The organism is Paracoccus sp. SM22M-07, assembly GCF_001887735.1.
Classification (GTDB): Bacteria; Pseudomonadota; Alphaproteobacteria; order Rhodobacterales; family Rhodobacteraceae; genus Paracoccus.
This window is the reverse complement of sequence record NZ_JPKW01000005.1, coordinates 194,536-216,370: the sequence shown is the minus strand read 5'-3', so window position 1 is coordinate 216,370 and position 21,835 is coordinate 194,536. Positions and strand designations below refer to the sequence as shown.

At 66.1% G+C, this 21,835-nt stretch carries 21 protein-coding genes, 1 tRNA gene, 1 pseudogene and 1 riboswitch; of the genes and pseudogenes, 9 read left to right on the top strand and 14 right to left on the bottom strand.

The annotated features are described in order from the left end of the window. The 7 genes and pseudogenes from IE00_RS19500 to IE00_RS10530 all read right to left on the bottom strand — a co-directional run. Positions 1-645 (bottom strand): annotated as a pseudogene (locus IE00_RS19500) (transposase); the annotation flags it as partial. 466 nt (positions 646-1,111) lie between these two features. Next, on the bottom strand, positions 1,112-1,408 hold the full coding sequence (locus tag IE00_RS20870; RefSeq protein ID WP_170864125.1) for a hypothetical protein: 297 nt from the start codon (positions 1,406-1,408) through the stop codon (positions 1,112-1,114). 207 nt (positions 1,409-1,615) lie between these two features. Further along, on the bottom strand, positions 1,616-1,882 hold the full coding sequence (locus tag IE00_RS20865) for a hypothetical protein (RefSeq protein WP_170864124.1): 267 nt from the start codon (positions 1,880-1,882) through the stop codon (positions 1,616-1,618). A 153-nt stretch (positions 1,883-2,035) separates the two neighbouring features. Then, positions 2,036-2,112: transfer RNA gene (locus IE00_RS10545), tRNA-Arg, on the bottom strand. Positions 2,113-2,163: 51 nt separating this feature from the next. Next, positions 2,164-2,904, bottom strand: a complete 741-nt coding sequence (tpiA, locus tag IE00_RS10540) for a triose-phosphate isomerase (protein ID WP_072297070.1) — start codon at positions 2,902-2,904, stop codon at positions 2,164-2,166. Positions 2,905-2,971: 67 nt separating this feature from the next. Beyond that, the gene (locus tag IE00_RS10535) at positions 2,972-3,343 is read right to left on the bottom strand and encodes an iron-sulfur cluster assembly accessory protein (protein ID WP_072297069.1); all 372 of its coding nucleotides are present in this window, start codon (positions 3,341-3,343) and stop codon (positions 2,972-2,974) included. Positions 3,344-3,416: 73 nt separating this feature from the next. Continuing rightward, positions 3,417-3,773 carry an SUF system Fe-S cluster assembly protein gene (locus IE00_RS10530; RefSeq protein ID WP_072297068.1) on the bottom strand — a complete coding sequence of 119 codons (357 nt, stop codon included), beginning with the start codon at positions 3,771-3,773 and terminating at the stop codon, positions 3,417-3,419. Positions 3,774-3,913: 140 nt separating this feature from the next. On the opposite strand from IE00_RS10530, the gene tgt reads away from it, so the two are divergent. Next, the gene (gene tgt, locus IE00_RS10525; protein WP_072297067.1) at positions 3,914-5,044 is read left to right on the top strand and encodes a tRNA guanosine(34) transglycosylase Tgt; all 1,131 of its coding nucleotides are present in this window, start codon (positions 3,914-3,916) and stop codon (positions 5,042-5,044) included. Between the two features lie 53 nt (positions 5,045-5,097). After that, positions 5,098-5,227, top strand: a riboswitch (FMN riboswitch). Between the two features lie 74 nt (positions 5,228-5,301). Continuing rightward, positions 5,302-5,775 (top strand): 6,7-dimethyl-8-ribityllumazine synthase, encoded by a 474-nt coding sequence (locus IE00_RS10520; RefSeq protein ID WP_072297066.1) that lies wholly within the window; start codon positions 5,302-5,304, stop codon positions 5,773-5,775. Here the strand turns inward: IE00_RS10520 and IE00_RS10515 are convergent. The 6 genes from IE00_RS10515 to IE00_RS10490 form a co-directional block, all read right to left on the bottom strand. Next, positions 5,757-7,415 (bottom strand): glycerol-3-phosphate dehydrogenase/oxidase, encoded by a 1,659-nt coding sequence (locus IE00_RS10515; RefSeq protein WP_072297065.1) that lies wholly within the window; start codon positions 7,413-7,415, stop codon positions 5,757-5,759. The genes IE00_RS10520 and IE00_RS10515 overlap by 19 nt on opposite strands. Next, the gene (locus tag IE00_RS10510; protein ID WP_072297064.1) at positions 7,412-8,923 is read right to left on the bottom strand and encodes an FGGY-family carbohydrate kinase; all 1,512 of its coding nucleotides are present in this window, start codon (positions 8,921-8,923) and stop codon (positions 7,412-7,414) included. Before IE00_RS10510 ends, IE00_RS10515 begins: the two co-directional genes overlap by 4 nt. Before the next feature lie 57 nt (positions 8,924-8,980). Continuing rightward, positions 8,981-9,928 carry a D-ribose ABC transporter substrate-binding protein gene (locus IE00_RS10505; RefSeq protein ID WP_139291395.1) on the bottom strand — a complete coding sequence of 316 codons (948 nt, stop codon included), beginning with the start codon at positions 9,926-9,928 and terminating at the stop codon, positions 8,981-8,983. Between the two features lie 94 nt (positions 9,929-10,022). Next, positions 10,023-11,060 carry an ABC transporter permease gene (locus tag IE00_RS10500; protein WP_072297062.1) on the bottom strand — a complete coding sequence of 346 codons (1,038 nt, stop codon included), beginning with the start codon at positions 11,058-11,060 and terminating at the stop codon, positions 10,023-10,025. Between the two features lie 17 nt (positions 11,061-11,077). Further along, the gene (locus IE00_RS10495; protein ID WP_072297061.1) at positions 11,078-12,583 is read right to left on the bottom strand and encodes a sugar ABC transporter ATP-binding protein; all 1,506 of its coding nucleotides are present in this window, start codon (positions 12,581-12,583) and stop codon (positions 11,078-11,080) included. Further along, positions 12,580-13,233, bottom strand: coding sequence for a DUF2291 domain-containing protein (locus IE00_RS10490; protein WP_072297060.1), 654 nt, complete (start codon positions 13,231-13,233; stop codon positions 12,580-12,582). The genes IE00_RS10495 and IE00_RS10490 overlap by 4 nt, the downstream gene beginning before the upstream one ends. A gap of 340 nt (positions 13,234-13,573) precedes the next feature. Here IE00_RS10490 and IE00_RS10485 point away from each other — a divergent pair, with 340 nt between their 5' ends. From IE00_RS10485 to IE00_RS10465, 5 genes are read left to right on the top strand one after another with little or no spacing between them, the layout of a single operon-like run. Continuing rightward, on the top strand, positions 13,574-15,157 hold the full coding sequence (locus IE00_RS10485; RefSeq protein ID WP_072297059.1) for an FGGY-family carbohydrate kinase: 1,584 nt from the start codon (positions 13,574-13,576) through the stop codon (positions 15,155-15,157). Beyond that, on the top strand, positions 15,141-16,661 hold the full coding sequence (locus IE00_RS10480) for a glycerol-3-phosphate dehydrogenase (protein ID WP_072297058.1): 1,521 nt from the start codon (positions 15,141-15,143) through the stop codon (positions 16,659-16,661). Before IE00_RS10485 ends, IE00_RS10480 begins: the two co-directional genes overlap by 17 nt. Before the next feature lie 4 nt (positions 16,662-16,665). Continuing rightward, entirely contained in the window at positions 16,666-17,598 is a 933-nt protein-coding gene (locus IE00_RS10475) for a TIM barrel protein (RefSeq protein WP_072297057.1), read from the top strand. Between the two features lie 26 nt (positions 17,599-17,624). Next, positions 17,625-18,773: an iron-containing alcohol dehydrogenase gene (locus IE00_RS10470; protein WP_072297056.1), complete on the top strand. Its 1,149-nt coding sequence runs from the start codon at positions 17,625-17,627 to the stop codon at positions 18,771-18,773. After that, on the top strand, positions 18,773-19,723 hold the full coding sequence (locus IE00_RS10465) for a sugar-binding transcriptional regulator (RefSeq protein ID WP_072297055.1): 951 nt from the start codon (positions 18,773-18,775) through the stop codon (positions 19,721-19,723). Before IE00_RS10470 ends, IE00_RS10465 begins: the two co-directional genes overlap by 1 nt. Positions 19,724-19,756: 33 nt before the next feature. On the opposite strand, the gene IE00_RS10460 is transcribed toward IE00_RS10465, so the two are convergent. Then, on the bottom strand, positions 19,757-20,872 hold the full coding sequence (locus tag IE00_RS10460; protein ID WP_072297054.1) for an alkene reductase: 1,116 nt from the start codon (positions 20,870-20,872) through the stop codon (positions 19,757-19,759). Between IE00_RS10460 and IE00_RS19765 the strand changes: the two genes are divergently transcribed. After that, complete coding sequence (locus IE00_RS19765) at positions 20,861-21,073, top strand: hypothetical protein (RefSeq protein ID WP_139291394.1); 213 nt, start codon at positions 20,861-20,863, stop codon at positions 21,071-21,073. The two genes, IE00_RS10460 and IE00_RS19765, sit on opposite strands and share 12 nt — an antisense overlap. Then, a complete protein-coding gene (locus tag IE00_RS10455; RefSeq protein ID WP_072297053.1) occupies positions 21,070-21,834 on the top strand; it encodes a DeoR/GlpR family DNA-binding transcription regulator in 765 nt (254 codons plus the stop codon). The genes IE00_RS19765 and IE00_RS10455 overlap by 4 nt, the downstream gene beginning before the upstream one ends. Position 21,835 lies beyond the last annotated feature (1 nt).

The window sequence follows — 21,835 nt, the reverse complement described above, 5'->3', positions numbered from 1 at the left end:
TGGGACTGCATGATCCTGTAGATCCTTTTGTGATTGACCGGTGCCAGGCCCTCTGACCGCAGCTGGCGGTTCAGGATCGCGGTGATGCGCCGGCAGCCATAGGTGGGCCGGGCCGTCACCAGCGTAACGATCCGCGGCATCAGCTCCGCGTCTTGCGCCTTATGGTAGCGCCGGCGCGGCTTCGTCCTACCCTTCAGTCGATCGATCAGGTTCGGGCGGGCCACACCAAGGATATCTGCCACGACCGTCACCGGAAACCGCCTGTCAGCGGCGACCGCGCATCCAAGGTCGGTTTTTCTGAGCGTGACTTGTCCAAGGCCTCGCGCAGGATCCCGGCCTCAAGCGTCTTGCGGCCGAGATGCCGTTCAAGTTCGCGGATGCGATCCTCGAGCTGCCGCACGACCTTGTTGCTGGTGACATCATCATCCTCGGTCACGGCGACACTCCCCCCTTCGAGCATGAGCCTTCGCCAACGATACGAGCCAGGTTGGGTGCGACGCCATTGCGCCGCGCAACGATGGAAATGCCGGCGTGATCCTCCAGCGTCTCCTCCACGATCCGCAGCTTCTCGGCAGCCGTCCAGCGGCGCCGACGACCGCCATCGGTGATGATCTCAATCTCAGACACAAGCACGTCCTCAGGCATATGCCTGAGCCTCCATGGCTATGCACAAGTGTCCGGCCGAAACGGGGGCCAGTTCAGGTTGATAAAGCCCGTCCGGCCATCCTCGCCCTTCCCAAGCAAGGGCATGTAGCTATGACACCCTCATTTGATGAGGAGCGCGCGGTGTACTACACAAACGTTCTAGCCGATCTGGCCGCTCTCTGTGTGCATCACGGCGTGTGCGTGGAGTGGATCGGATCTTGTAATGAAGATGGATGGGCACCAGGAAATGACATTCTGCGTCGAATAAACCCGACGCAGGAAATTTGGATGCAGGATGGTGCCACTGGGGCCGTCGTGATGTTCAACGACGGCGAAATTCGCTTTGAGCCTGAGTTGCGGGACCCCGAGGATGTCTTGGCGCAGGCACCATTACCCACCACCGCGCATGCCCGCCTAGCCGCTGCGAAAAGGGTAGCGTCCCTCAGAGGAAAGTAAGACTGCCTCCCTAGATCCTCCGAAGACCGCTGAAACGTGGCTTCAGTTGCTCGATCAGGTCCTTTCGACCTTCGGCGTTGTTCAGGTAAGAAACATGGCGATGATGACGAAGATCGAAGGGAATGTCGGCCGGCGACTGCGTTATTGGGACGACGCTCTTGCCCAAGGTGTGGGCAATCCCGGCCTCGTAGAAGATGTTCGGATTCTCATCGGTGAAATCGCAAACGACAATGTGGGCTTTGAAAATCAAGCTGAACACATCTTGGATGACCGTGGAATGCTCCCGAATGTCTTTCGCCCGCAGCACCCGATATCCGGAAGCTTGCGCCGCCTCTTGGATGGCGCTGAAAACAGGCTCGAAGCCTCATGCGAACGGGGTCATCACTCCAATGAGGCCTTTCTCGACGCAGCCTTCGGGGATTTCAAAGACGCTCGGGGTGAAGGTAATAGCCCGGCCTTTTCCGACACGGGTCGACAGGCTCCCACCCTCTTCACCGTAATTCTCGGCGATGTATTAAGCAATGATGTCGAGGTTTGTGCGGTCGATCTCAACCAATCGGAACAGAACAGCATTAGCATTGCCGGCGTAGTCTGGAACGTTGAAGCTGAGGCTGCGCAAGAGACGGTCATGCCGGGTGATAACATCCAGCTGACCTGCATGTACTCCAAGCGCCTGCCAGTCTTCCGAATTGAAACATTCGACAGCAACTTTCGCCAAGGCGACGACGCGCTTGCGAACCTCGCCATCTAGACCCGCTTTGTTCAGGATAAGCGTCCTCACCTTATGAGCAAGCAATCTAGCTAGATGCGCGAACAGTGGAACCCCCGCTGCGCACCTATCTTTGAGAGAATCGTCGTATAGGGGTTTCTGTGCGCGTTTCTGGGCCAGCGGAGATATGGAGCCAACCCGGTATCACGCAAATGCGGTGTGTATTGGTGCACCCGAAGGGATTCGAACCCCTGGCCTCTGCCTTCGGAGGGCAGCGCTCTATCCAGCTGAGCTACGGGTGCCTTGCCGCCTGATTACCGATCCCGGTCAGGCGACGCAATGGTGAAAATGCCTCAGGCGGCAGCCAGCGCCGCGACGATGGGGGCGAAATCCTCGGCCTTCAGGCTGGCTCCGCCCACAAGCGCGCCGTTCACGTCGGCGATGGCAAAGATCTGCGCCGCATTGCCGGCCTTGACGCTGCCGCCATACAGCAGGGCCATGTCGGCCCCGTCGGAAAAGCGTTCGGACAGGTCGGCGCGGATGCGGGCGTGGACTTCGGCGATCTGGTCGTCGGTGGGGGTGCGGCCGGTGCCGATGGCCCAGACGGGTTCATAGGCGATCACGGTGTTGTCCGCCGTCGCGCAGTCGGGCACCGATCCGGCCAGCTGCCGCGAGATGACTTGCAGGGTATCTCCGCCGTCGCGCTGGCCTTCGGTTTCACCCACGCAGATGATGGTGATCAGTCCTGCCTGATGGGCAGCCACCGCCTTGGCGCTGACAACCGCATCGGTTTCGCCGTGATCGGCGCGGCGTTCGGAATGGCCCAGGATCACATGGGTCGCGCCCGCGTCGCGCAGCTGTGCAGCCGCCAGATCGCCGGTATGGGCGCCGCTGGCCTTGGCATGGCAATCCTGCCCGCCGACCTGGATGCCGGGCGCGGATTTCGACGACATCGGATGGATCAGCAGGGCAGGGGGGCAGATGACGACCTGGCAATTGCCGTCGACCGAATCTGCCAGGGCGTCCAGCTGCGCCAAGGCTGCCAGATCGCCATTCATCTTCCAATTGCCTGCAGCGATTTTGCGCGGTGGCATGTATGTCTCCTTCTCCTGCCGGGGAAGCTAGTCACGGGGCGGCACCGGCGCAATATGCAAAGGGGCGTCAGCTTTGGGCGCGGCTGCCTCCCAGCGGCTCGAACCGGACGGATTCGCCACAACCGCAGGCATCGGTCACGTTCGGGTTGCGGAAGCGGAAACCCGATTCAAGCAGGCCCGTCTCGTAATCGATCTCGGTCCCGAACAGGAACATCTGCGCCATCGGCGCGATGATGACGCGGGCGCCGTCCTTTTCGACGACCTCCTCGTTGGCATCGGGGGTCTGGGCCAGTTCCATGGTGTATTCCATGCCCGCGCAGCCGCCCTTCTTCAGGCCGATCCGCAGGCCAAAGGCGTCCTTGCCGGCCATCAGGCGCGCGATCTGCGCGGCGGCCTGGGCGGTGATGGTGACGGGGGCGGTGCCGGGTATGGCGAACATGGCGGGATCCTTATGCTGACCCTCAAGATAGTGATCCGGCCCGCGACGCTTCAACCCCGCAGGCCGTGAAAGCTTACATGAAGCCCAGTTCCAGCCGGGCCTCGTCGGACATCATGTCCATGCCCCATTGTGGCTGGAAGGTCATTTCGACATCGACCTGCTTGACGCCGGGCAGGGGTTCGATCGCATCCGCGACCCAGCCGGGCATCTCGCCGGCGACGGGACAGCCGGGGGCCGTCAGGGTCATGGTCACGCGCACCTCGTTCTGCTCGTTCGCCTCGATCGTGTAGATCAGGCCCAGATCATAGATGTTGACCGGAATTTCCGGGTCATACACCGTCTTGCACGCCTCGACGATCGCCTCGTAGAGCGGATGGTCCGTGGTCGAGGGCGCGATCAGCGGCGCGCCTTCCATCAGGGGTTCGGTCATCACATCATCCTTCAATTCCGACCAATTATATAGGGCACCCCATGCCCGCGGTCCAGTGCTGCCCCGGCATTGCGCATAAACGACGCTGCGGTTAGATACGCCCGGTTCCAGCGACCCGGGTTCCAGCGACAGGCGGCATGATGACCAAACGCATCTCCTTCACACTCGACGCCACCGACGGCGCAGCCCGCACGGGCGTCATCGACACGCCGCGCGGCGAAATCCGCACCCCGGCCTTCATGCCGGTGGGGACGGCCGCGACCGTCAAGGCGATGCTGCCTGGATCGGTGCGCGAAACGGGGGCCGACATCCTGCTGGGCAACACCTATCACCTGATGCTGCGCCCCGGCGCCGAACGCGTCGCGCGTCTTGGCGGTTTGCACAGGTTCATGAACTGGGACCGGCCCATCCTGACGGATTCGGGCGGCTTTCAGGTCATGTCGCTGGCCGGCCTGCGCAAGCTGACCGAAGAGGGCGTGACATTCTCCAGCCATGTCGACGGGTCCAAGCATCACCTGACCCCCGAACGCAGCATGGAGATCCAGCGCCTGCTGGGGTCCGACATCGTCATGGCCTTCGACGAATGCCCGGCGCTGCCCGCGACCGAGGACGAGGTCGCCAAATCCATGCGCCTGTCGATGCGGTGGGCACAGCGGTCGCGCGATGCCTTCGGCGACCGTCCGGGCTATGCGCTGTTTGGCATCATGCAGGGCGGCGTGACCCGCGACCTGCGCGAGGAATCGGCGAAAGCCCTGACCGATATCGGCTTTGACGGATATGCCGTCGGCGGCCTGGCCGTGGGCGAGGGGCAGGAGGCGATGTTCGGCGTGCTGGATTACGCCCCCGGTTTCCTGCCCGAAGACAAGCCACGCTATCTGATGGGGGTGGGCAAACCCGACGACATCGTGGGCGCGGTGCAGCGCGGCATCGACATGATGGATTGCGTGCTGCCCTCCCGGTCGGGCCGCACGGGGCAGGCCTGGACGCATCGCGGACAGGTCAACATCAAGAACGCGCGCCACCAGGACGATCCGCGCCCGCTGGACGAAACCTGCAGCTGTCCGGCCTGCACCGGCTACAGCCGCGCCTATCTGCACCATGTCTTCCGGTCGGGCGAAATGATCAGCGGCATGCTGCTGACATGGCACAACCTGCATTATTATCAACAGCTGATGGCCGGTCTGCGTGACGCCATTGCGGCCGGCCGGCTGGATGCCTTCGTGGCCCGCTTCCACGCCGATCGCGCGCAGGGTGATATCGAACCGCTTTGATGCGTTTTTGCGCCGCGTCACCCTTGCGCGGCGCAAACGGGACGTTATGTTCGGATTGTTCTCAGGGCGGGGCGAAATTCCCCACCGGCGGTGACAGCCCGCGAGCGCCTCTTTTCGGAGGGGGTCAGCAGATCCGGTGAAATTCCGGGGCCGACGGTATAGTCCGGATGGAAGAGAACCGTGTCAGACCCTGTCCCGGGGTCCGTCATGGCTCGTGCTCTGGGACCTGACGCAAGCAACGTAAGGTTCCTGATAAGATGACCAACCAATCCCCCCGTATCGCCTTCATCAAGGCACGCTGGCACGCCGATGTCGTGGACCGCGCCCATGACGGTTTCGTCGATGCCGCCGAAGGCCTGATCCCCAACGCCCGCATCGACGCCTATGACGTTCCCGGCGCGTTCGAGATGCCGCTCTTGGCCAAGAAGCTGGCTCAGACCGGCAAATACGACGCCGTCGTCGCCGCGGCGCTGGTCGTCGATGGCGGCATCTATCGCCACGATTTCGTCGCGCAGGCCGTGGTGTCGGGCCTGATGCAGGCCGGCATGGAAACGGGCGTGCCCTGTTTCTCGGTCTCTCTGACGCCGCATAACTATCAGGAAACCGAACTGCACACGGCCTTCTTCACCGACCATTTCGTCAAGAAGGGCGCCGAGGCCGCCGAAGCCGTCCGCCAGGTCCTGGCGCTGGACGGTCAGCTGGCCGCCTTGGATCAGGCCTCGGCCGCCTGATCCAGCCTCAGGCGATGCCGGGACACCAGCATCGCCCGGGTCTGTTCCAATTCCGATGCGGTTCGGTCGGGGGACCATCCCAAGGCCGCGCCGCAAATCCCTGCAATGCAATCCAGATCGCGCGCCGACAGCTGGCCCGTGACGGCCAGCGCGGTCCGCCGCATCACCAGATCGGGCAGGTGGACCACCTGTTCATGGGTGATCAGCCAGATCAGTTCGGCATGGCTGTAATCGGCATCCCGCAGCATCTGAGGGTCGGACCCTTCGATCTGCAAGATCCCGGCCGCCGTCGTGCCGTATCGCGCCAGCAAGGTCGCGGCCCGCGCAGGGGATGTGCCACTGGCCCCCGCCGCATCGCGCGCCCACGCCGCCGCGTCGGCGGGATAATCCCGACCGCCCCCGATCGGCGCGTCTTGGGTGTCGCGCAGGCGTGTCCGTTCCAGACGCGACAGCACCGTGTCGGCAACCTCGGCGGCAAAGCCGCGAAAGGTCGTCCATTTGCCGCCCACCAGACAGATCACCGGCCAGCGGCGGTCGCCCGCGGGCTCCAGCACCGGGGCGGAATGATCGCGGCTGATCAGCCCCGGATTGTCGGCATCCGACGCGGGCAGCGGCCTGATGCCGGAATAGGCATAGACGATCTGCTCGCGATCAAAATCCAGCCCCGGCAGCAGTCCGCGCAGGGCCGACAGGAAATAGTCGATCTCGGGGTCTTCGCAGGCGACGGTGTCGGGGTCGTCGGCGCGGATGTCGGTCGACCCGACCAGCGCCCGCCCCAGATAGTCGAAGACCAGGCAGATGCGCCCGTCATCGGCTTCGAAATAGATCATGCGCCCGTTTAGCGCCCGCAGCAGCGCGGGATGATCCAGCAGGATATGCGACCCCTTGGTGCCGCCGATCATCGCGGTCGTCATCCCCAGCTGTTCGTTGACCCTGTCGATCCAGGGCCCCGCGGCGTTGACGACGATGCGCGGGCGCAGCGTCAGCGGCCCATCCGCAGTAGTCAGCGTGACCCCATCGCCGTCGCTGTCCGTCAGGGCGGCATGGTTCAGCGCGCGGGACAGCGGCTGCGCCTGTATTCCGTCGGCCAGCAATTCCCAGACCAGCCGTTCGGGCATGCTGACCGTGGCATCATAGTAATGACCGGCGGCCACGATGCGCGGCGTCAGCGGCGGGATTTCCCGCAGCGCGCGCGCCTTGGACCACATCTGGTGGCGCGGCATCACCCGGTGGCGGCGGCCATAGAAATCATACATCGCCAGCCCGACCTTCATCAGGGCGGCACCGCGATTGCGCGGCGCGGTGGTCGATCCCATCAGCGTGCGCAGGGCCGCGCCCACACCCTTGAACCAGGAAAAGATCGGGATGACGGTCGCAAGCGGCTTGACCAGATGCGGCGCGTTCTTCAGCAGCAGGTTGCGTTCCAGCGTCGATTGCGCGACCAAGCCCAGCTCGGCCGTTTCCAGGTACTTGATGCCGCCATGGATCAGCCGCGATGGCGCGGCCGATGTGCCGCCCCCGAAATCGCCCTTGTCGGCGATGACGCAGGTCAGGCCCTGTTCGCACAGGTCGCGGAACAGGCCCGCCCCGTTGATCCCGGCGCCCAGGATCAGCACGTCGATGTCTTGCGGTCGGGTCATCTTGGGCCTTGCAGCGCCTCGAGGCGCGGCCAGATCGGCCGCAGGGCGTCGTTCAATTCGGTGAAGACCGCATAGCGTTCAGCCATCTGCGCGCTGCGGTCGGGGTCGGGCGAAAAGCGGGTCGTGACCGCGTCCAGATCGCGCGGATCATGGCGGGGGGATGCAAACAGCCCCACGCCCGACCCGGCACAGAGGGCGGCACCCCAGGCGGCGGCCTCGTCGGTGGCGGTGACGGTGACGGGCATGGCCAGCACATCCGCAAACAGCTGGGCAAAGACCGGGCTGCGCGAAATGCCCCCGGTCAGCCGCGCCGCCTGCGGCTGGAAACCCTCGCGCAAGGCATCGACATGGTGGCGGTGATTGAAGGCGATGCCCTCGATCACGGCGCGCAGCATGTGGCCGCGATCCTGCCAGCCGCGCAAGCCGAAGAACGCGCCGCTGGCGGTCGGACCATGCGGCGATCCGAACAGGTAGGGGTGGAAGATGGCGGATGACGGCTGGGCCAGGGCGGCCTCGATCTCGGGGATGATATCGGCATGCAGCGCGCCGCCCCGGTCCTGCGCCTGCCGTCCTTCGACCGCGCAGAGCGTGTCGAGGAACCAGTCGTAATTCGCCGCCGATGCGGGCGAAATCGACATGGCGTTCCATTCCCCCATGCTGATGCCATTGCGGCAGAACCAGCGCGGATCGGACAGCGGCTGGGCCGTCACCGTTTCATTGATGGAATAGGTGCCCGCCACGATCGCGACGGTGCCCGCACCATAGCCGCCGGACCCAAGCGCCGAGGCCGTCACATCATGCAACCCGGCCACGACCGGCGTGCCCGCCGCCAGCCCCGTCAGCTGGGCGGCGGCCTTGGTCACATGCCCCACCACCTGATCGGGCAGGGCAATCTCGGGCAGGGGGATGGTCAGGCCGAAGATGGCGGGGATGTCGGGCGCAAAGCCTTGGGTCCGGACGTCGGTGCACGAGGTGCTGGCCTCGGTCAGGTCGGTGCCGATGCGGCCCGACAGGCAGAATGTCAGCCAGTCCTTGCAGGCCAGCACATGGCCGATGCGGGCAAAGCGTTCGGGTTCATGGTCGCGGATCCAGGCCAGGATGGCCGATGGCGCGGATGCATGCGGCATCTGCCCCGTGCGATCCAGCGCCCGCTGCGCGGTGCCGTCATCCTGCCAGCCCTGGGCGATGTCGCCCGCGCGGCTGTCCAGCGACAGGATGCCCGGCCCCAGCGGACGCGCATCGCCGTCCAGCAGATAGAGACCGTCGCCATGGGCCGTCGCGGCCACGGCGGCGATGTCGCCTGCGGGCCTGCCGCATCCGGCGACGGCTTCGGCAATGGCGGCGGCGGTCTGCGTCCACAGGTCGTCCATGTCGCGTTCGACATGGCGGGGCCGGGGCATGGATTGCGCCACCCGCCGGCGCGCCGTCGACAGGACGCGGCCCCCTTCGTCAAAGACCACCGCCTTGGTGACGGTCAGGCCGTTATCGATGCCAAGGATCAGCGCCATGGAAGGGAACTTTCGGAGTGGAAAGGGGCGCGCGGTCAGGCGCGCCCCGATGCGGTGTCACTGGTCCAGAACGAAGGGCGCGCTGTAGCTGTCGACATTGTCGGCGGTGATCAGCAGGCAATCGAACAGCTGCTTTTCGACATCGACGCCGGTTTCGCCGGTCTTGATGAAGTTGTCGGCCTGGCGCACGGCCTCTTCGGCGAAGATGGCGACGGGCTGCAGGACGGTATAGGCCATTTCACCCGCCTTGACGGCGTCGACCGCATCGGGCGATCCGTCGAAACCGCCCACGATGACGCCGTCCAGCTTGCCGGCCTCTTTCAGGGCGGCGATGGCGCCCAAGGCCATTTCGTCATTCCCCGAGATCACGCCGTTCATGTCCGGGTTCGCCTGCAGCAGCGACTGCATGCGCTGATAACCTTGGGTGCGGTCCCAGTTGGCGACTTCCTGGCCGACCTTCTCGAATTCGGGATACTGGCTCAGCACGGTCTCGAAGCCGTTGGACCGGGTCTGGGCGTTGTTGTCCGAAGGCGCGCCGAACAGTTCGACATAGGTGCCGCCATCCTCGCCCATCGCCTCGACCCAGGCCTGCGCGCCAAGGGCCGCGCCTTGGGCGTTGTTCGACACCAGCTGCGCCTTGGCCAGACCTTCCTGGTTGATTTCGGCATTGACCAGGAAGACGGGGATGCCCGCGTCGACGGCCTTCTGGACGGCACCGACCGAACCGTCGGCATTGGCCGGGTCCAGCACGATCGCCACCGACTTGTTGGTGATGGCGGTGTCGATCAGCGTGCTTTCGGTGTTGGTGTCGCCGCGATGGGCGGCCACGTTGGCGGTATAGCCCAGCTCCTCGGCGGTGGCCTTGGCGACCTCGCCCTCGGTGAACCAATAGGGGTTGGCCGGATCGTTCACGATCACGGTGATCAGCCCTTCGGCCCAGGCCGATCCGGCCATCAGCGGCACCGTGGCCACGGCGGCCATCAGCATGCGGCGTGTCATCTTCATCATCTCTACTCTCCCTGTAAAAAACACTGTTTGCCGTGAGTGGCGATCTTTCCGCCCGCATGTCTCCTCTGCGGGCGGGGAAGGGGGACGGGGGTCAGCCCTTGCGGGCGCCGCTGCCGTATTGAAGCGAGTTCATCAGGACGGCCAGCACGATGACCGCGCCGGTAAAGACCGTCTGCCAATAGGAACTGACGCCGATGATCACCAGGCCTGCCGACAGGAAGCCGATGACGAAGGCGCCCAGCATCGTGCCGCGCACATTGCCGCGCCCGCCGGTCAGGGCCGCGCCGCCGATGACGACCGCGGCGATGGCGGTCAGCTCATAGGTCGTGCCCGCCGTGGGACCGGCCGATGTCAGCTGCGATGCCAGGACCAGCCCCGCGACGGCCGCCAGCATGCCCGACACCATATAGACGGTGATCTTGACCCGCTTGACGGGGACGCCCGACAGTTCTGCGGCGCGTTCGTTGCCGCCCGATGCGTAAAGCCAGCGCCCGAAGGCCGACCGGCCCAGCATCAGCCCCGCCAGGATGGCGATGGTGCCCAGCACGATGACCGAGATGGGGATGCCCGCCAGCCGGTTGAAGCCCAGCCAGTTGAAGCCCGTGTTTCCCAGGGCTTCGGACCCGCGAAGGTTGTTGTAGGTCAGGCCGTTCGTCATCAAGAGCGCGACGCCGCGGGCGACATACATGACGCCAAGCGTGGCGACGAAGGGCGGGACCTTGAAGACGGCGATCAGCACGCCGTTGACCGCGCCCACGGCGGCGCCCACGCACAAGGTCAGCACCACCACCGCCCAGACCGGCGGATAGAGGATGACCCCCAGGCTGTCCAGTTCGACGCCTTGCATCATGGCGCCCGCCACGACCCCCGACAGCGCCAGGATCGACCCCACCGACAGGTCGATTCCGCCGTTCAGGATCACCAGCAGCATGCCGATGGACAGGATGCCATAGATGGCCACCTGGCTGGACATGATCAGGAAGTTTCCGACCGAGAAATAGTTGGGCGACATCAGCGAAAAGACCACGATGATGGCGATCAGCGCGAAGAAGGCGCGGCCCTCCAGCAGCAGGCGGCCGATATTCATCTGGCGGCCTTTCGCGGGGGTGGCGGTGGTGGTTGCGGACATGGTTTCCTCCCTCGCGCTCAGGCAGCCACGGACTCGCCCGAGGCGGCCATGATCTTTTCCTTCGAGACGCTGCTGTCGAATTCGGCCGTGATGCGGCCCTTGTGCATGACGATGATCCGATGCGCGATGGACAGGCATTCGCTGACCTCGGATGTCGAATAGATCACGGCCAGGCCGCTTTTCGCGCCCTCGGCCAGCAGGCGAAAGACCTCGGCCTTGGCGCCGATGTCGATGCCGCGCGAGGGTTCGTCCAGCATGATGACGCGCGGCCGGGTGGCCAGCATCTTGCCGATGACGACCTTCTGCTGGTTGCCGCCCGACAGCGACCCGATGCCGGCATTGCCGCCCGATGTCTTGACCGTCACCTGACGGATGCTGTCATCGACCAGCTTGCGTTCGTCGCGGCTGCTGGTGAACAGCCCGCGCGTGAACCGCGCGATGGATGCCAGGGACAGGTTCTGGCCCACGGTCATGGTCTGGACCAAGCCGTCGCGCTGGCGGTCCTCGGGGACCAGGGCCAGGCCGCGGGCGATGCGTTCCGCGATGGACAGATGAGAGATTTCCTGACCTTCCAGCACCACCTGGCCACCGGACGCCTTCAGCCGACCCGCCACCGTTTCCAGCAGCTCGGTCCGGCCCGCGCCCATCAGGCCATAGATGCAGACGATCTCTCCGGCGCGGATATCCAGTGACAGCTGGTCCACCAGGTCAAAGCCCGCGGGGTCGGGGACCGACAGGTCGCGGATCGACAGGGCGACCTCGCCCTTGTCGCTGTCGGGCGGGCTGCCCAGGTCGTAATTCTCGCCGACCATGTTGCGCACGATCCATTCCAGGTCGATTTCGGCGCGGGGGGCATAGGCGGTCATGGTGCCGTCGCGCAGCACGACCGCATGATCGGTGATGGTCAGCGCCTCTTCCAGGTGGTGCGAGATATAGACGATGCTGACGCCCTTGGCGGTCAGGTCGCGGATGACCTTGAACAGCACCTCGACCTCGGTGGCCGACAGCGCGCTGGTCGGTTCGTCCATGATCAGGATGCGGCTGTCCACCGACAGGGCGCGGGCGATTTCCACGATCTGCTGCTGGCCAAGGCGCAGTTCCTCGACCGGCGTGGAGGGGTCGATCTCCTCCTCCAGCTCGGCCATCAGGGCGCGGACCTGGCGATCTTCTTCGGCGAAATTGACGCCGGTCGGGCCCTTGATCTCGCGGCCCATGAAGATGTTGTCGCGCACCGACAGGTTGGGGGCCAGCGACAATTCCTGGTGGATGATGGAAATGCCGCGGTCGCGCGCATCGTTGGCATTGGCAAAGCTGACCGGCTGGCCGTCCAGCACGATCTCCCCGGATGTGGGCTGGATGACGCCCGACAGGATCTTCATCAGCGTCGATTTCCCGGCGCCGTTTTCCCCGAACAGCGTCGTCACCTGACCCCGGCTGATGTCGAAGTTCACGCCCTTCAGGGCATGGACCTGGCCATAGGACTTGGCGACGTTGCGGGCGGCCAGAACCGTTTCCTCGGTCATTGGACCTCCAGCGCGACGGGGGTGATCAGCCAGTTGGCGGGGTTGATCAGGCGGAAGGCACCGGTGACGGTGACGGTCTTGCCGGTCAGGTTCGCGGTGTCGACGGGTTCCAGCACCTGGGCTGCCATGGCACGGTTGATGCCCGCGCCCGCGTCCTGATATTCGATCTGGTTCTTGAAGCCGCCGAAGGCGATGTCGCCCGGTGCGTCGCGCAGATCGGTGCCGTTGATGGCTGGGCCGGTCTGGACGCGGACCTTCTGGTCTTCGGATAGGCCTTCGACGCTTAGGGGATAGACGCCTGCGCGCGGTTCGCCCGCCACGCCGGTGACGGTGACCATCATGATCGCGCCGGTGGATGCGGGGGTGCCGTATTCGGCGATGGCCGCATCCTTGTCGGCGGCGATGGCCTGGGCCAGCGTCACCGCATCGACCGCGCGTTGCTGGACGACGGACTGGATGCGCGGGAATTCTGTGGTGCCATAGGTATCGGCGGAAAAGGCCTGCTGGCGGGCGTCGGCCTCGAACCCGACCTGCACGACGGTCGTGTCCAGCGCGATGGCCGCCAGAACGGCGACGCCAAGCGCCAGCGACAGGTAAAGGCCGCGGCGCGGGGCGGCGGGCGCCTTGGGTGCGGTGGATGTGCTGGTCATGTCATGGCCCCGGTCTGATCAAGAAAGCGGCCGCGGAACGCTGTGCGGCCCTGGCGGGGGCGTGGACGGATCTGTGGCGATGAATGCATGCGACCGGCCTCCCCTCCGGTGGTTTGCTGTTGCGGGGTCAGGGTGACCCGGCGATTCCATCCTGTCACCGTGGCTTTTGGCACAGGATGACTGGGACCTTATATGAAAAAAATTACGCTGTCCGTAAAAAAATACGTTTCGTGAAAGATGGCATTCCTATAAGACTGGGGCAAGCCGCGCCGACAGGTCCGAACCCGTCCCCGCGGAGGGAGAGTGATTATGACCACCATCAGCAGCATCGCCGGGTCCCATGTCCGGGCCTGACATCCTTGTCGGAATCGACGCGGGAACCTCGGTCATCAAGGCCGTGGCCTTCGACTTGGCGGGGCGCCAGCTTGGCGCGTCGTCGGTTCCCAACACCTATCTGACGGGGCAGGGCGGGTCCGCGACGCAGGCGATGGGGCGCACATGGGATGATTGCGCGACCGCCCTGCGCGGCCTGGGCGACCGCATTCCCGACCTGGCGCGCCGCACGGCCGCGCTGTCGGTGACGGCGCAGGGGGATGGCACCTGGCTGGTCGGGCAGGACGGCCCGGTGGGGGATGCGTGGCTGTGGCTGGATGCCCGCGCCGCGCCCACCGTCGACCGCCTTGCCGCCGGCCCGATGAACCGCCGACGGTTCAAGGCGACGGGCACCGGCCTGAACACCTGCCAGCAGGGCGCACAGATGGCGCATATGGATGCCCACGCACCCGACCTGCTGGACCGCGCCCAGGTCGCGCTGCATTGCAAGGACTGGCTTTACCTGAACCTGACCGGCATCCGCGCCACCGACCCGTCCGAGGCCAGCTTCACCTTCGGCAATTTCCGTACCCGCGCCTATGACGATGACGTCATCGCGGCGCTGGGGCTGGAACGCCGCCGCCATTTGCTGCCGCCGATCATCGACGGCACGCAGGTCACCCACCCGCTGACGGCCGAGGCCGCGCGCCGCACCGGCCTGCTGGCAGGGACGCCGGTGTCGCTGGGCTATGTGGACATGGTGATGACGGCGCTGGGCGCCGGCGTGCGGGGCGGGGCGGGCGATGTGGCCTGTTCGACGGTCGGCTCGACCGGGGTGCATCTGCGCGCGGTCGATGCGGGGCAGGTGGTCCTGAACGATCAGGGCACCGGCTATGTCATCTGCCTGCCGATCCCGGGTGTCGTCACGCAGGTCCAGACCAACATGGCCGCGACGCTGAACCTGGACTGGGTGCTGTCCGTCGCGGCGGGGATCATGTCGGACCTGGGGCAATCGGTCAGCCACCGCGACCTGGTCGCCCATCTGGAGGGCTGGCTGGCGCGGTCGCAGCCGGGACAGATCCTGTACCACCCCTATATTTCCGATGCCGGGGAACGCGGGCCCTTCGTCAGCGCCGATGCGCGGGCGGGCTTCGTCGGGCTGTCGGCAGGGCATCGGTATCCGGACCTGGTGCGGGCCGTGGCCGAAGGGCTGGGGATGGCCATGCGCGACTGCTATGCGGCGATGGGGCCGTTGCCGTCCGAACTGCGGCTGACGGGCGGAGCCTCGCGCTCGGCCAGCCTGCGCGCGATCCTCTCGGCCTCTCTGAACGCCCCGGTGCGCGTGTCCCAACGCGACGAGGCGGGCGCCGCCGGGGCCGCGATGATGGCCGCCGTCGCCATCGGCGCCTATCCCGACATGGATGCCTGCATCGCCGAATGGGTCACGCCGCTGCTCGATGCGCCCGAGGCCCCCGATCCGGCCCTGGCGCAAACCTATGACCGGCTGTTCCCGGCCTTTGCCGCCGCCCGTGCGGCGCTGCCGCCGACATGGACCGCCCTTGCCGCCAACCGCGCGGCCCAGACAGGAGTTTCCGATGACCAGCACCAGTGACATGATCGATCTTTTTGTGATCGGCGGCGGCATCAACGGGGCCGGCGTCGCGCGCGATGCCGCGGGCCGCGGCCTGTCTGTGGTCCTGTGCGAAAAGGACGACCTGGCGCAGGGAACGTCGTCACGGTCGGGCAAGCTGGTCCATGGCGGGCTGCGCTATCTGGAATATTACGAATTCCGCCTGGTCCGCGAGGCCCTGATCGAGCGCGAGGTCCTGCTGGCCGCCGCCCCGCACATCATCTGGCCGATGCGCTTCGTGCTGCCCCACAGCCCCGATGACCGCCCCGCCTGGCTGGTCCGGCTGGGGCTGTTCCTGTACGACAATCTGGGCGGGCGCAGGAAATTGCCCGGCACCCGCACGCTGGATCTGCGCCGCGCACCCGAAGGCGCACCCTTGCTGGACAGTTATCACAAGGGTTTCGAATACAGCGACTGCTGGGTCGATGACGCGCGTCTGGTGGTGCTGAACGCGGTGGGTGCCGCCGAAAAGGGCGCGACTGTGCTGACCCGCACCGCCGTCACCCAGGTCCGCCGCGAGGATGGCGCATGGACCGTCACCACCACCGATGCCGCCAGCGGCGAAACCCGCAGCTTCCGCGCCCGCTGCCTGGTCAATTGCGCGGGCCCCTGGGTCAGCGATTTCATCACCCGTGTCGCGGGGTCGAATTCGGCCCGCAACGTGCGGCTGGTCAAGGGCAGCCATATCATCGTGCCGAAATGGTGGGCGGGCAGCCATGCCTATCTGGTCCAGAACCACGACAAGCGGGTGATCTTCATCAACCCATACGAAGGCGACAAGGCGCTGATCGGCACGACCGACATCGCCTATGACGGTCGCGCCGAGGACGTGACCGCCGACGCGTCCGAGATCGACTATCTGCTGGCCGCCGTGAACCGGTACTTCAAGGAAAAGCTGCGCCCCGATGACGTGCTGCACAGCTTTTCGGGCGTGCGGCCGCTGTTCGACGATGGGCAGGGCAACCCGTCCGCCGTCACCCGCGATTACGTGTTCGACCTGGACCAGACGGGCGGCGCGCCGATCCTGAACGTGTTCGGCGGCAAGATCACCACCTTCCGCGAACTGGCCGAACGCGGCATGCACAAGCTGCGCGACATCTTTCCCGACATGGGCGGCGACTGGACCGAAACCGCGCCCCTGCCCGGCGGGGACATGGCCAATGCCGATTACGAAAGCTATGCCAACCTGCTGCGCGAACTGAACCCGTGGATGCCGCGCGTCCTGGTCCACCACTATGGCCGCCTTTACGGCACGCGCACCCGCGATGTCGTGGCGGGGGCGACCAGCCTGGCCGATCTGGGCACCCATTTCGGCGGGAATCTGTACGAAGCCGAGGCGCGATACCTGGTCGCCCATGAATGGGCGCAAACGCCCGAAGACATCCTGACCCGCCGCACCAAGCATTACCTGCACCTGACGCCCGACCAGCAGGCGGCGTTCAAGGACTGGTTCGCGGCATCCGATCTGGCCCGGAAGGGGGACTGACGCCATGGCGCTGACGCTGTCGCTGAACACCAATCCGCTGGTCAACCGCTTTGCCGAAGCCGATGACCTGATCGACACCGTGGCGCGCGACCTGCGCATCCGCGATCTGCAACTAACGCATGAATTCATCAACCCATCCTGGCCCGCGCCGCTGATCCGCCGCCTGACCCGGCAGATGCGGGCCGCGCTGGACCGGACCGGGGTGCGGGTGACCAGCGGCATGACCGGCCCTTACGGGCGGCTGAACCATTTCGGCCATCCCGATGCCGATGTGCGGCGATATTACGTCGATTGGTTCAAGACCTTTGCCGACATCACCGCCGATCTGGGCGGCACCAGCATGGGCACGCAATTCGCCATCATGACCTATCGCGATTTCGACGATGCCGCGCGGCGCGAGGATCTGATCCGCATCGCGCTGGATTGCTGGGCCGAGGTTGCCGAACATGCCAGGGCGGCAGGCCTGGACTATCTGTTCTGGGAACCCATGAGCGTGGGCCGCGAATTCGGCGACACCATCGCCAGCGCCATGGCCCTGCAGGACCGCATCACCGATCGCGGCATGGCGATCCCGATGTGGATGATGGCCGATATCGATCATGGCGATGTCACCAGCGACAATCCCGACGATTTCGACCCCTATGCCTGGGCGCGCGCCGTGCCGCGGGTCAGCCCCATCATCCATATCAAGCAGTCGCTGATGGACAAGGGCGGCCACCGGCCCTTCACCGCCGAATTCAACGCCCGGGGCCGCATCCAGCCTGCGGCCCTGCTGCGCGCCTTCGACCAGGGCGGCGCGGTCGACAACGAGATCTGCCTGGAGCTGAGCTTCAAGGAACGCGACCCCAATGACCGGCAGGTGATCGCCCAGATCGCCGAAAGCGTCGCATTCTGGGCGCCGCATATCGACACCGGCGCCGATAAGCTGAATATCTGAGAGCCTTTTCACCACAGGACCCGTCGATGCCCCAGCCCTTCGCCTTTGCCACCGCCACGGAAATCCTGTTCGGACGGGGGCAGGCGGCCCATGCGGCAGGTCGCGCGGCGGCACTGGGTCGGGATGTCCTGCTGGTCCATGGACGCGATGCGGCGCGCAGCGCCTGGCTGGCCGATGCCCTTTGCGCGAAGGGATGCCGCGTCACGGGTTTCGCCGTGGGCCGCGAACCCGACATGGCGCTGGTCCAGGCCGGGGTCGATGCGGCCCGGACCGCGCAGGTGATGATCGCCATCGGCGGCGGCGCGGTCATCGATGCGGGCAAGGCCATCGCGGCGCTGGTGCCTGCCACCCGTCCCATGCTGGATCACCTGGAGGTCGTGGGCCGGGGCCTACCTCTGGACCGCCCGCCCTTGCCCTTCATCGCCATGCCCACCACCGCCGGCACCGGGGCCGAGGTGACGCGCAACGCCGTCATCGGTGTGCCCGAACACGCCCGCAAGGTCAGCCTGCGCGACCCCATGATGCTGCCCCGCCTGGCCATCGTCGATCCGGCGCTGACGGATGGATGCCCGCGCGCGGTGACGCTGGCATCCGGGCTGGACGCCATCACGCAGGTGATCGAGCCCTTTGTCTGCACCCGCGCCAATCCGCTGACCGATGCGCTCTGCCGCGACGCCATCCCGCGCGGTCTGGCGGCCCTGATGCGTTTGATGCAGGCCGAAGACCCCGCCGCCCGCGATGACATGGCATGGGTCAGCCTGTCGGGCGGGCTGGCGCTGGCGAATGCGGGCCTGGGCGCGGTTCACGGGCTGGCGGGACCGCTTGGCGGGCTGACGGGCGCGACGCATGGCGCGATCTGCGGGGCGCTGCTGCCGCATGTGCTGCGGGCCAATCGCCGTGCGGTCCGGGACGATGGACTGGCCGCCCGTCTGGATCAGGTGGGGGCGTGGATCGGCGCGGCCTTTGGCGAAGCGGATGCCGATGTCGATCGCGCCGCAGACCTGCTGGCGGATTGGGCGCGCGATGCCGGGCTGCCCGGTTTGACGGCGCAGGGCGTGGGTGCCGATGCCATGGCGCAGGCGGCGACGGCGGCCGCCAGTTCGTCGTCGATGAAGGCGAACCCGGCGATGCTGGATGCGGACGCCTTGGGCGCGATCATGCGGGCGGCGGGCTGATGGCGCGGCGCGACCCCTCGGACCCCGATCAGAGCCTGGCGATCCGCGCGGCCTGGCTGCATTACGCGGGCGGGCTGACGCAGGCGGCGGTGGCCAAGCGGCTTGGCGTGCCGGGCGTCAAGGCGCATCGCCTGATCGCGCGCGCGGTGGCCGACGGCGTGGTCAAGGTCAGCATCGATGGCGAGATCGTCGAATGCGTCCAGCTGGAGGACCAGCTTTGCTCCCGCTTTGGCCTGGCCCATTGCGAGGTGGCCCCCGATCTGGGCGAGGAGGGGATCCCCTTTCGCGCCCTGGGTCTTGCCGGTGCCGCGTTCCTGCGGCGCGAGATCGAACGCGGCGACCATCCCGTCATCGGGCTGGGCCATGGCCGGACCCTCTCGGCGGCCGTCGCCCAACTGCCGCGGTTCGAGGCGAAGGGCGTCGATTTCGTGTCATTGCTGGGTGGCTTGACCCGCAACTATGCCGCCAACCCGCATGACGTGATGCACAGCCTGGCCGAAAAGACCGGCTCCAGCGCCTATGTGCTGCCGGTGCCGTTCTTTGCCAATTCCGAAAGCGACCGCGCGATCCTGCTGGCCCAGCCCGGCGTGCGCGAGATCTTCGACCTGTCCAGCCGCGCGACGCTGAAGCTGGTGGGGATGGGCACGGTTACCGCGGGCGCGCAGCTTGTCGCATCGGGCATGATCGAGCCGCATGAGATCGCCGAGATCCATGCGGGCGGCGCCATCGGCGAGATGATGGGACATTTCTTCGACGAAAGCGGCAGCGTGCTGGAAACGACGCTGAGCGCGCGCACCCTGTCGGTCGATCTGTCGGGCACCGGCAATGACGGCATCGTCGTCATCGCGGGGGGGGCGGAAAAGGTGCGGGCCATCCGCGCCGTCCTGAACAGCGGCCGCCTGACCGGGCTGATCACGGACGAGGCGACGGCCCGCCATCTGGTGGAGTGAAGCGCGCCCGGCCGGGACCGGACGCGCCGAAAATCAGGACTGATCCAGCGTCGGATAGTCGGTGTAACCCTTGGCGCTGCCACCATAGAAGGTGTCGGGATCGGGTTCGTTATAGGGACCGTCCTGCGCGATGCGGGCGGGCAGGTCCGGGTTGGCGATGAAGTCGCGGCCAAAGGTGATGGCGTCGGCCTTGCCGTTCTTGACCCATTCCTCGGCCTCGGCGGCGCTGAATTCGCCATTGGCGATGAAGACCCCGCCAAAGGCCGCCTTCATCTTGGTCATCAGGTCGGCGGCCTGATCCTTGCCCTTGCCGTCGCCGGTATGGTTGTTCGGGCGGATGACGTGCAGATAGGCCAGACCCTTGCCCGACAGCGCCTCGGCGGCGGCGGTGTAGAGCGTTTCGGGATCGTCGTCATGGCTGCCGCCGGGGCCGCCCTGGGGCGACAGGCGGACGCCGACCTGGCCCGGACCCCAGGCTTCGGCGGCGGCATCGACGGCCTCGACCAGCAGGCGGATGCGGTTTTCGACCGAGCCGCCATAGGCGTCGGTGCGCTTGTTCACCGACGACCGCAGGAACTGGTCGATCAGGTATCCGTTCGCGCCATGGACCTCGACCCCGTCAAAGCCCGCGCGACGGGCGCATTCCGAGGCGTGGCGGTAATCGTTCAGCAGGCGCGGGATCTCATCCGTTTCCAGCGCGCGGGCCTGGGGGTGGGGCACGGTCGGGCCGTCGGGCAGCAGGTCGCCCACGAAAGCCTCGCCCTTGGGGGTCCATTCGCTGGCCGAGACGGGCGCCGCGCCGTCATGGAAGACGTTGTGGCTGATGGCACCCACATGCCACAGCTGGCAGACGATCTTGCCGCCCTTGGCATGGACCGCGTCGGTGACCTTCTTCCAGCTTTCGACCTGCGCCTCGGAATAGATGCCGGGGGTCCAGGCATAGCCCTGGCCTTCGGTGCTGATCTGCGTGGCTTCGCTGACGATCAGCCCGGCACCGGCGCGCTGGCTGTAATAGGTGGCGTGCAGGTCGGTCTGTGCCAATTCGTCCGGCGTCGACCGCGACCGGGTCAGCGGGGCCATCAGAATGCGGTTCGCGGCGTTGATGTCGCCGATGGCCAGCGGTTCGAAAAGAGGGTCGTGAGCGGGCATGTGTCATCCTTCGATATCGATTGGATTGTCGGCTTCGTAACGACAGCCGTGGTCGAAGGTTCCAGCCCGAAGAACGGGCAGATGCCCGCCCATGCGGCTTTTGTAACATTTTTAAATCACAAAATAACATTTTGGGTCATTGATAGTCCCAATCTTGATGTTATGAAGCATCCGACGGCTTCCGGAGGATTCGGCTTTTGAAACGCGACGAACGCAGACAGGCGATCATGGATCTGCTGGTGGAAACGCGCGCCGTGGACCTGGATGACCTGGCCGAACGCTTTGCCGTGTCCAAGATGACGATCCATCGCGACCTGGATGATCTGGATCAGGCGGGGCTGCTGCGGAAGGTGCGCGGCGGGGCGACCATCGACGCGGGCACCCAGTTCGAAAGCGATTTCCGCATCCGCGAGACCCAGGACGCCGAGGCCAAGGCCCGCATGTCCCGTGCCGCGCTGGAGCTGGTGGAACCGGGCATGACCGTGATGGTCAATGACGGTTCGATGGCGGCGCTGCTGGGTGGCAGCCTGGTGGAGAAGGGGCCGCTGACGGTCATCACCAACAATGCCGCCGTGATCGACCGCCTGAAGGGGGCGCCGCGGATCACGCTGATCGCGCTTGGCGGCGTCTTCAGCCCCAAGTTCAACGGCTTCTTCGGCATGGTGACCGAGGATTCGCTGTCGCGGCTGCGCGCCGATATCGCCTTCATCTCGGCCCCCGCGGTGCTGGGACTGCAGGCGTTCCACATGGACGACAACGCCGTGCGGACCAAGCGGGCGATGATGGCGGTTGCGGACCGCCGGGTCCTGCTGGTCAACCATCAGCGGTTTGGCCGGTCTGCGCTGCAATCGCTGGCCCGCCTGACCGATTTCGACACGATCATCACCGATGCCATGCCCGCATCCGATGCCCTGGTGCATCTGGACCGCGCGGGCATCGGCCTGACCATTGCCAAGGACTGAG

What these genes read in the sequence shown, in the direction of transcription:
- tpiA (WP_072297070.1), bottom strand. Translation starts at nt 2,904, where the DNA reads ATGCCACCGCGCAAAATCGCTGCAGGCAATTGGAAGATGAATGGCGAT.
- IE00_RS10535 (WP_072297069.1), bottom strand. Translation starts at nt 3,343, where the DNA reads ATGTTCGCCATACCCGGCACCGCCCCCGTCACCATCACCGCCCAGGCC.
- IE00_RS10530 (WP_072297068.1), bottom strand. Translation starts at nt 3,773, where the DNA reads ATGACCGAACCCCTGATGGAAGGCGCGCCGCTGATCGCGCCCTCGACC.
- tgt (WP_072297067.1), top strand. Translation starts at nt 3,914, where the DNA reads ATGACCAAACGCATCTCCTTCACACTCGACGCCACCGACGGCGCAGCC.
- IE00_RS10520 (WP_072297066.1), top strand. Translation starts at nt 5,302, where the DNA reads ATGACCAACCAATCCCCCCGTATCGCCTTCATCAAGGCACGCTGGCAC.
- IE00_RS10515 (WP_072297065.1), bottom strand. Translation starts at nt 7,415, where the DNA reads ATGACCCGACCGCAAGACATCGACGTGCTGATCCTGGGCGCCGGGATC.
- IE00_RS10510 (WP_072297064.1), bottom strand. Translation starts at nt 8,923, where the DNA reads ATGGCGCTGATCCTTGGCATCGATAACGGCCTGACCGTCACCAAGGCG.
- IE00_RS10505 (WP_139291395.1), bottom strand. Translation starts at nt 9,928, where the DNA reads ATGAAGATGACACGCCGCATGCTGATGGCCGCCGTGGCCACGGTGCCG.
- IE00_RS10500 (WP_072297062.1), bottom strand. Translation starts at nt 11,060, where the DNA reads ATGTCCGCAACCACCACCGCCACCCCCGCGAAAGGCCGCCAGATGAAT.
- IE00_RS10495 (WP_072297061.1), bottom strand. Translation starts at nt 12,583, where the DNA reads ATGACCGAGGAAACGGTTCTGGCCGCCCGCAACGTCGCCAAGTCCTAT.
- IE00_RS10490 (WP_072297060.1), bottom strand. Translation starts at nt 13,233, where the DNA reads ATGACCAGCACATCCACCGCACCCAAGGCGCCCGCCGCCCCGCGCCGC.
- IE00_RS10485 (WP_072297059.1), top strand. Translation starts at nt 13,574, where the DNA reads ATGTCCGGGCCTGACATCCTTGTCGGAATCGACGCGGGAACCTCGGTC.
- IE00_RS10480 (WP_072297058.1), top strand. Translation starts at nt 15,141, where the DNA reads ATGACCAGCACCAGTGACATGATCGATCTTTTTGTGATCGGCGGCGGC.
- IE00_RS10475 (WP_072297057.1), top strand. Translation starts at nt 16,666, where the DNA reads ATGGCGCTGACGCTGTCGCTGAACACCAATCCGCTGGTCAACCGCTTT.
- IE00_RS10470 (WP_072297056.1), top strand. Translation starts at nt 17,625, where the DNA reads ATGCCCCAGCCCTTCGCCTTTGCCACCGCCACGGAAATCCTGTTCGGA.
- IE00_RS10465 (WP_072297055.1), top strand. Translation starts at nt 18,773, where the DNA reads ATGGCGCGGCGCGACCCCTCGGACCCCGATCAGAGCCTGGCGATCCGC.
- IE00_RS10460 (WP_072297054.1), bottom strand. Translation starts at nt 20,872, where the DNA reads ATGCCCGCTCACGACCCTCTTTTCGAACCGCTGGCCATCGGCGACATC.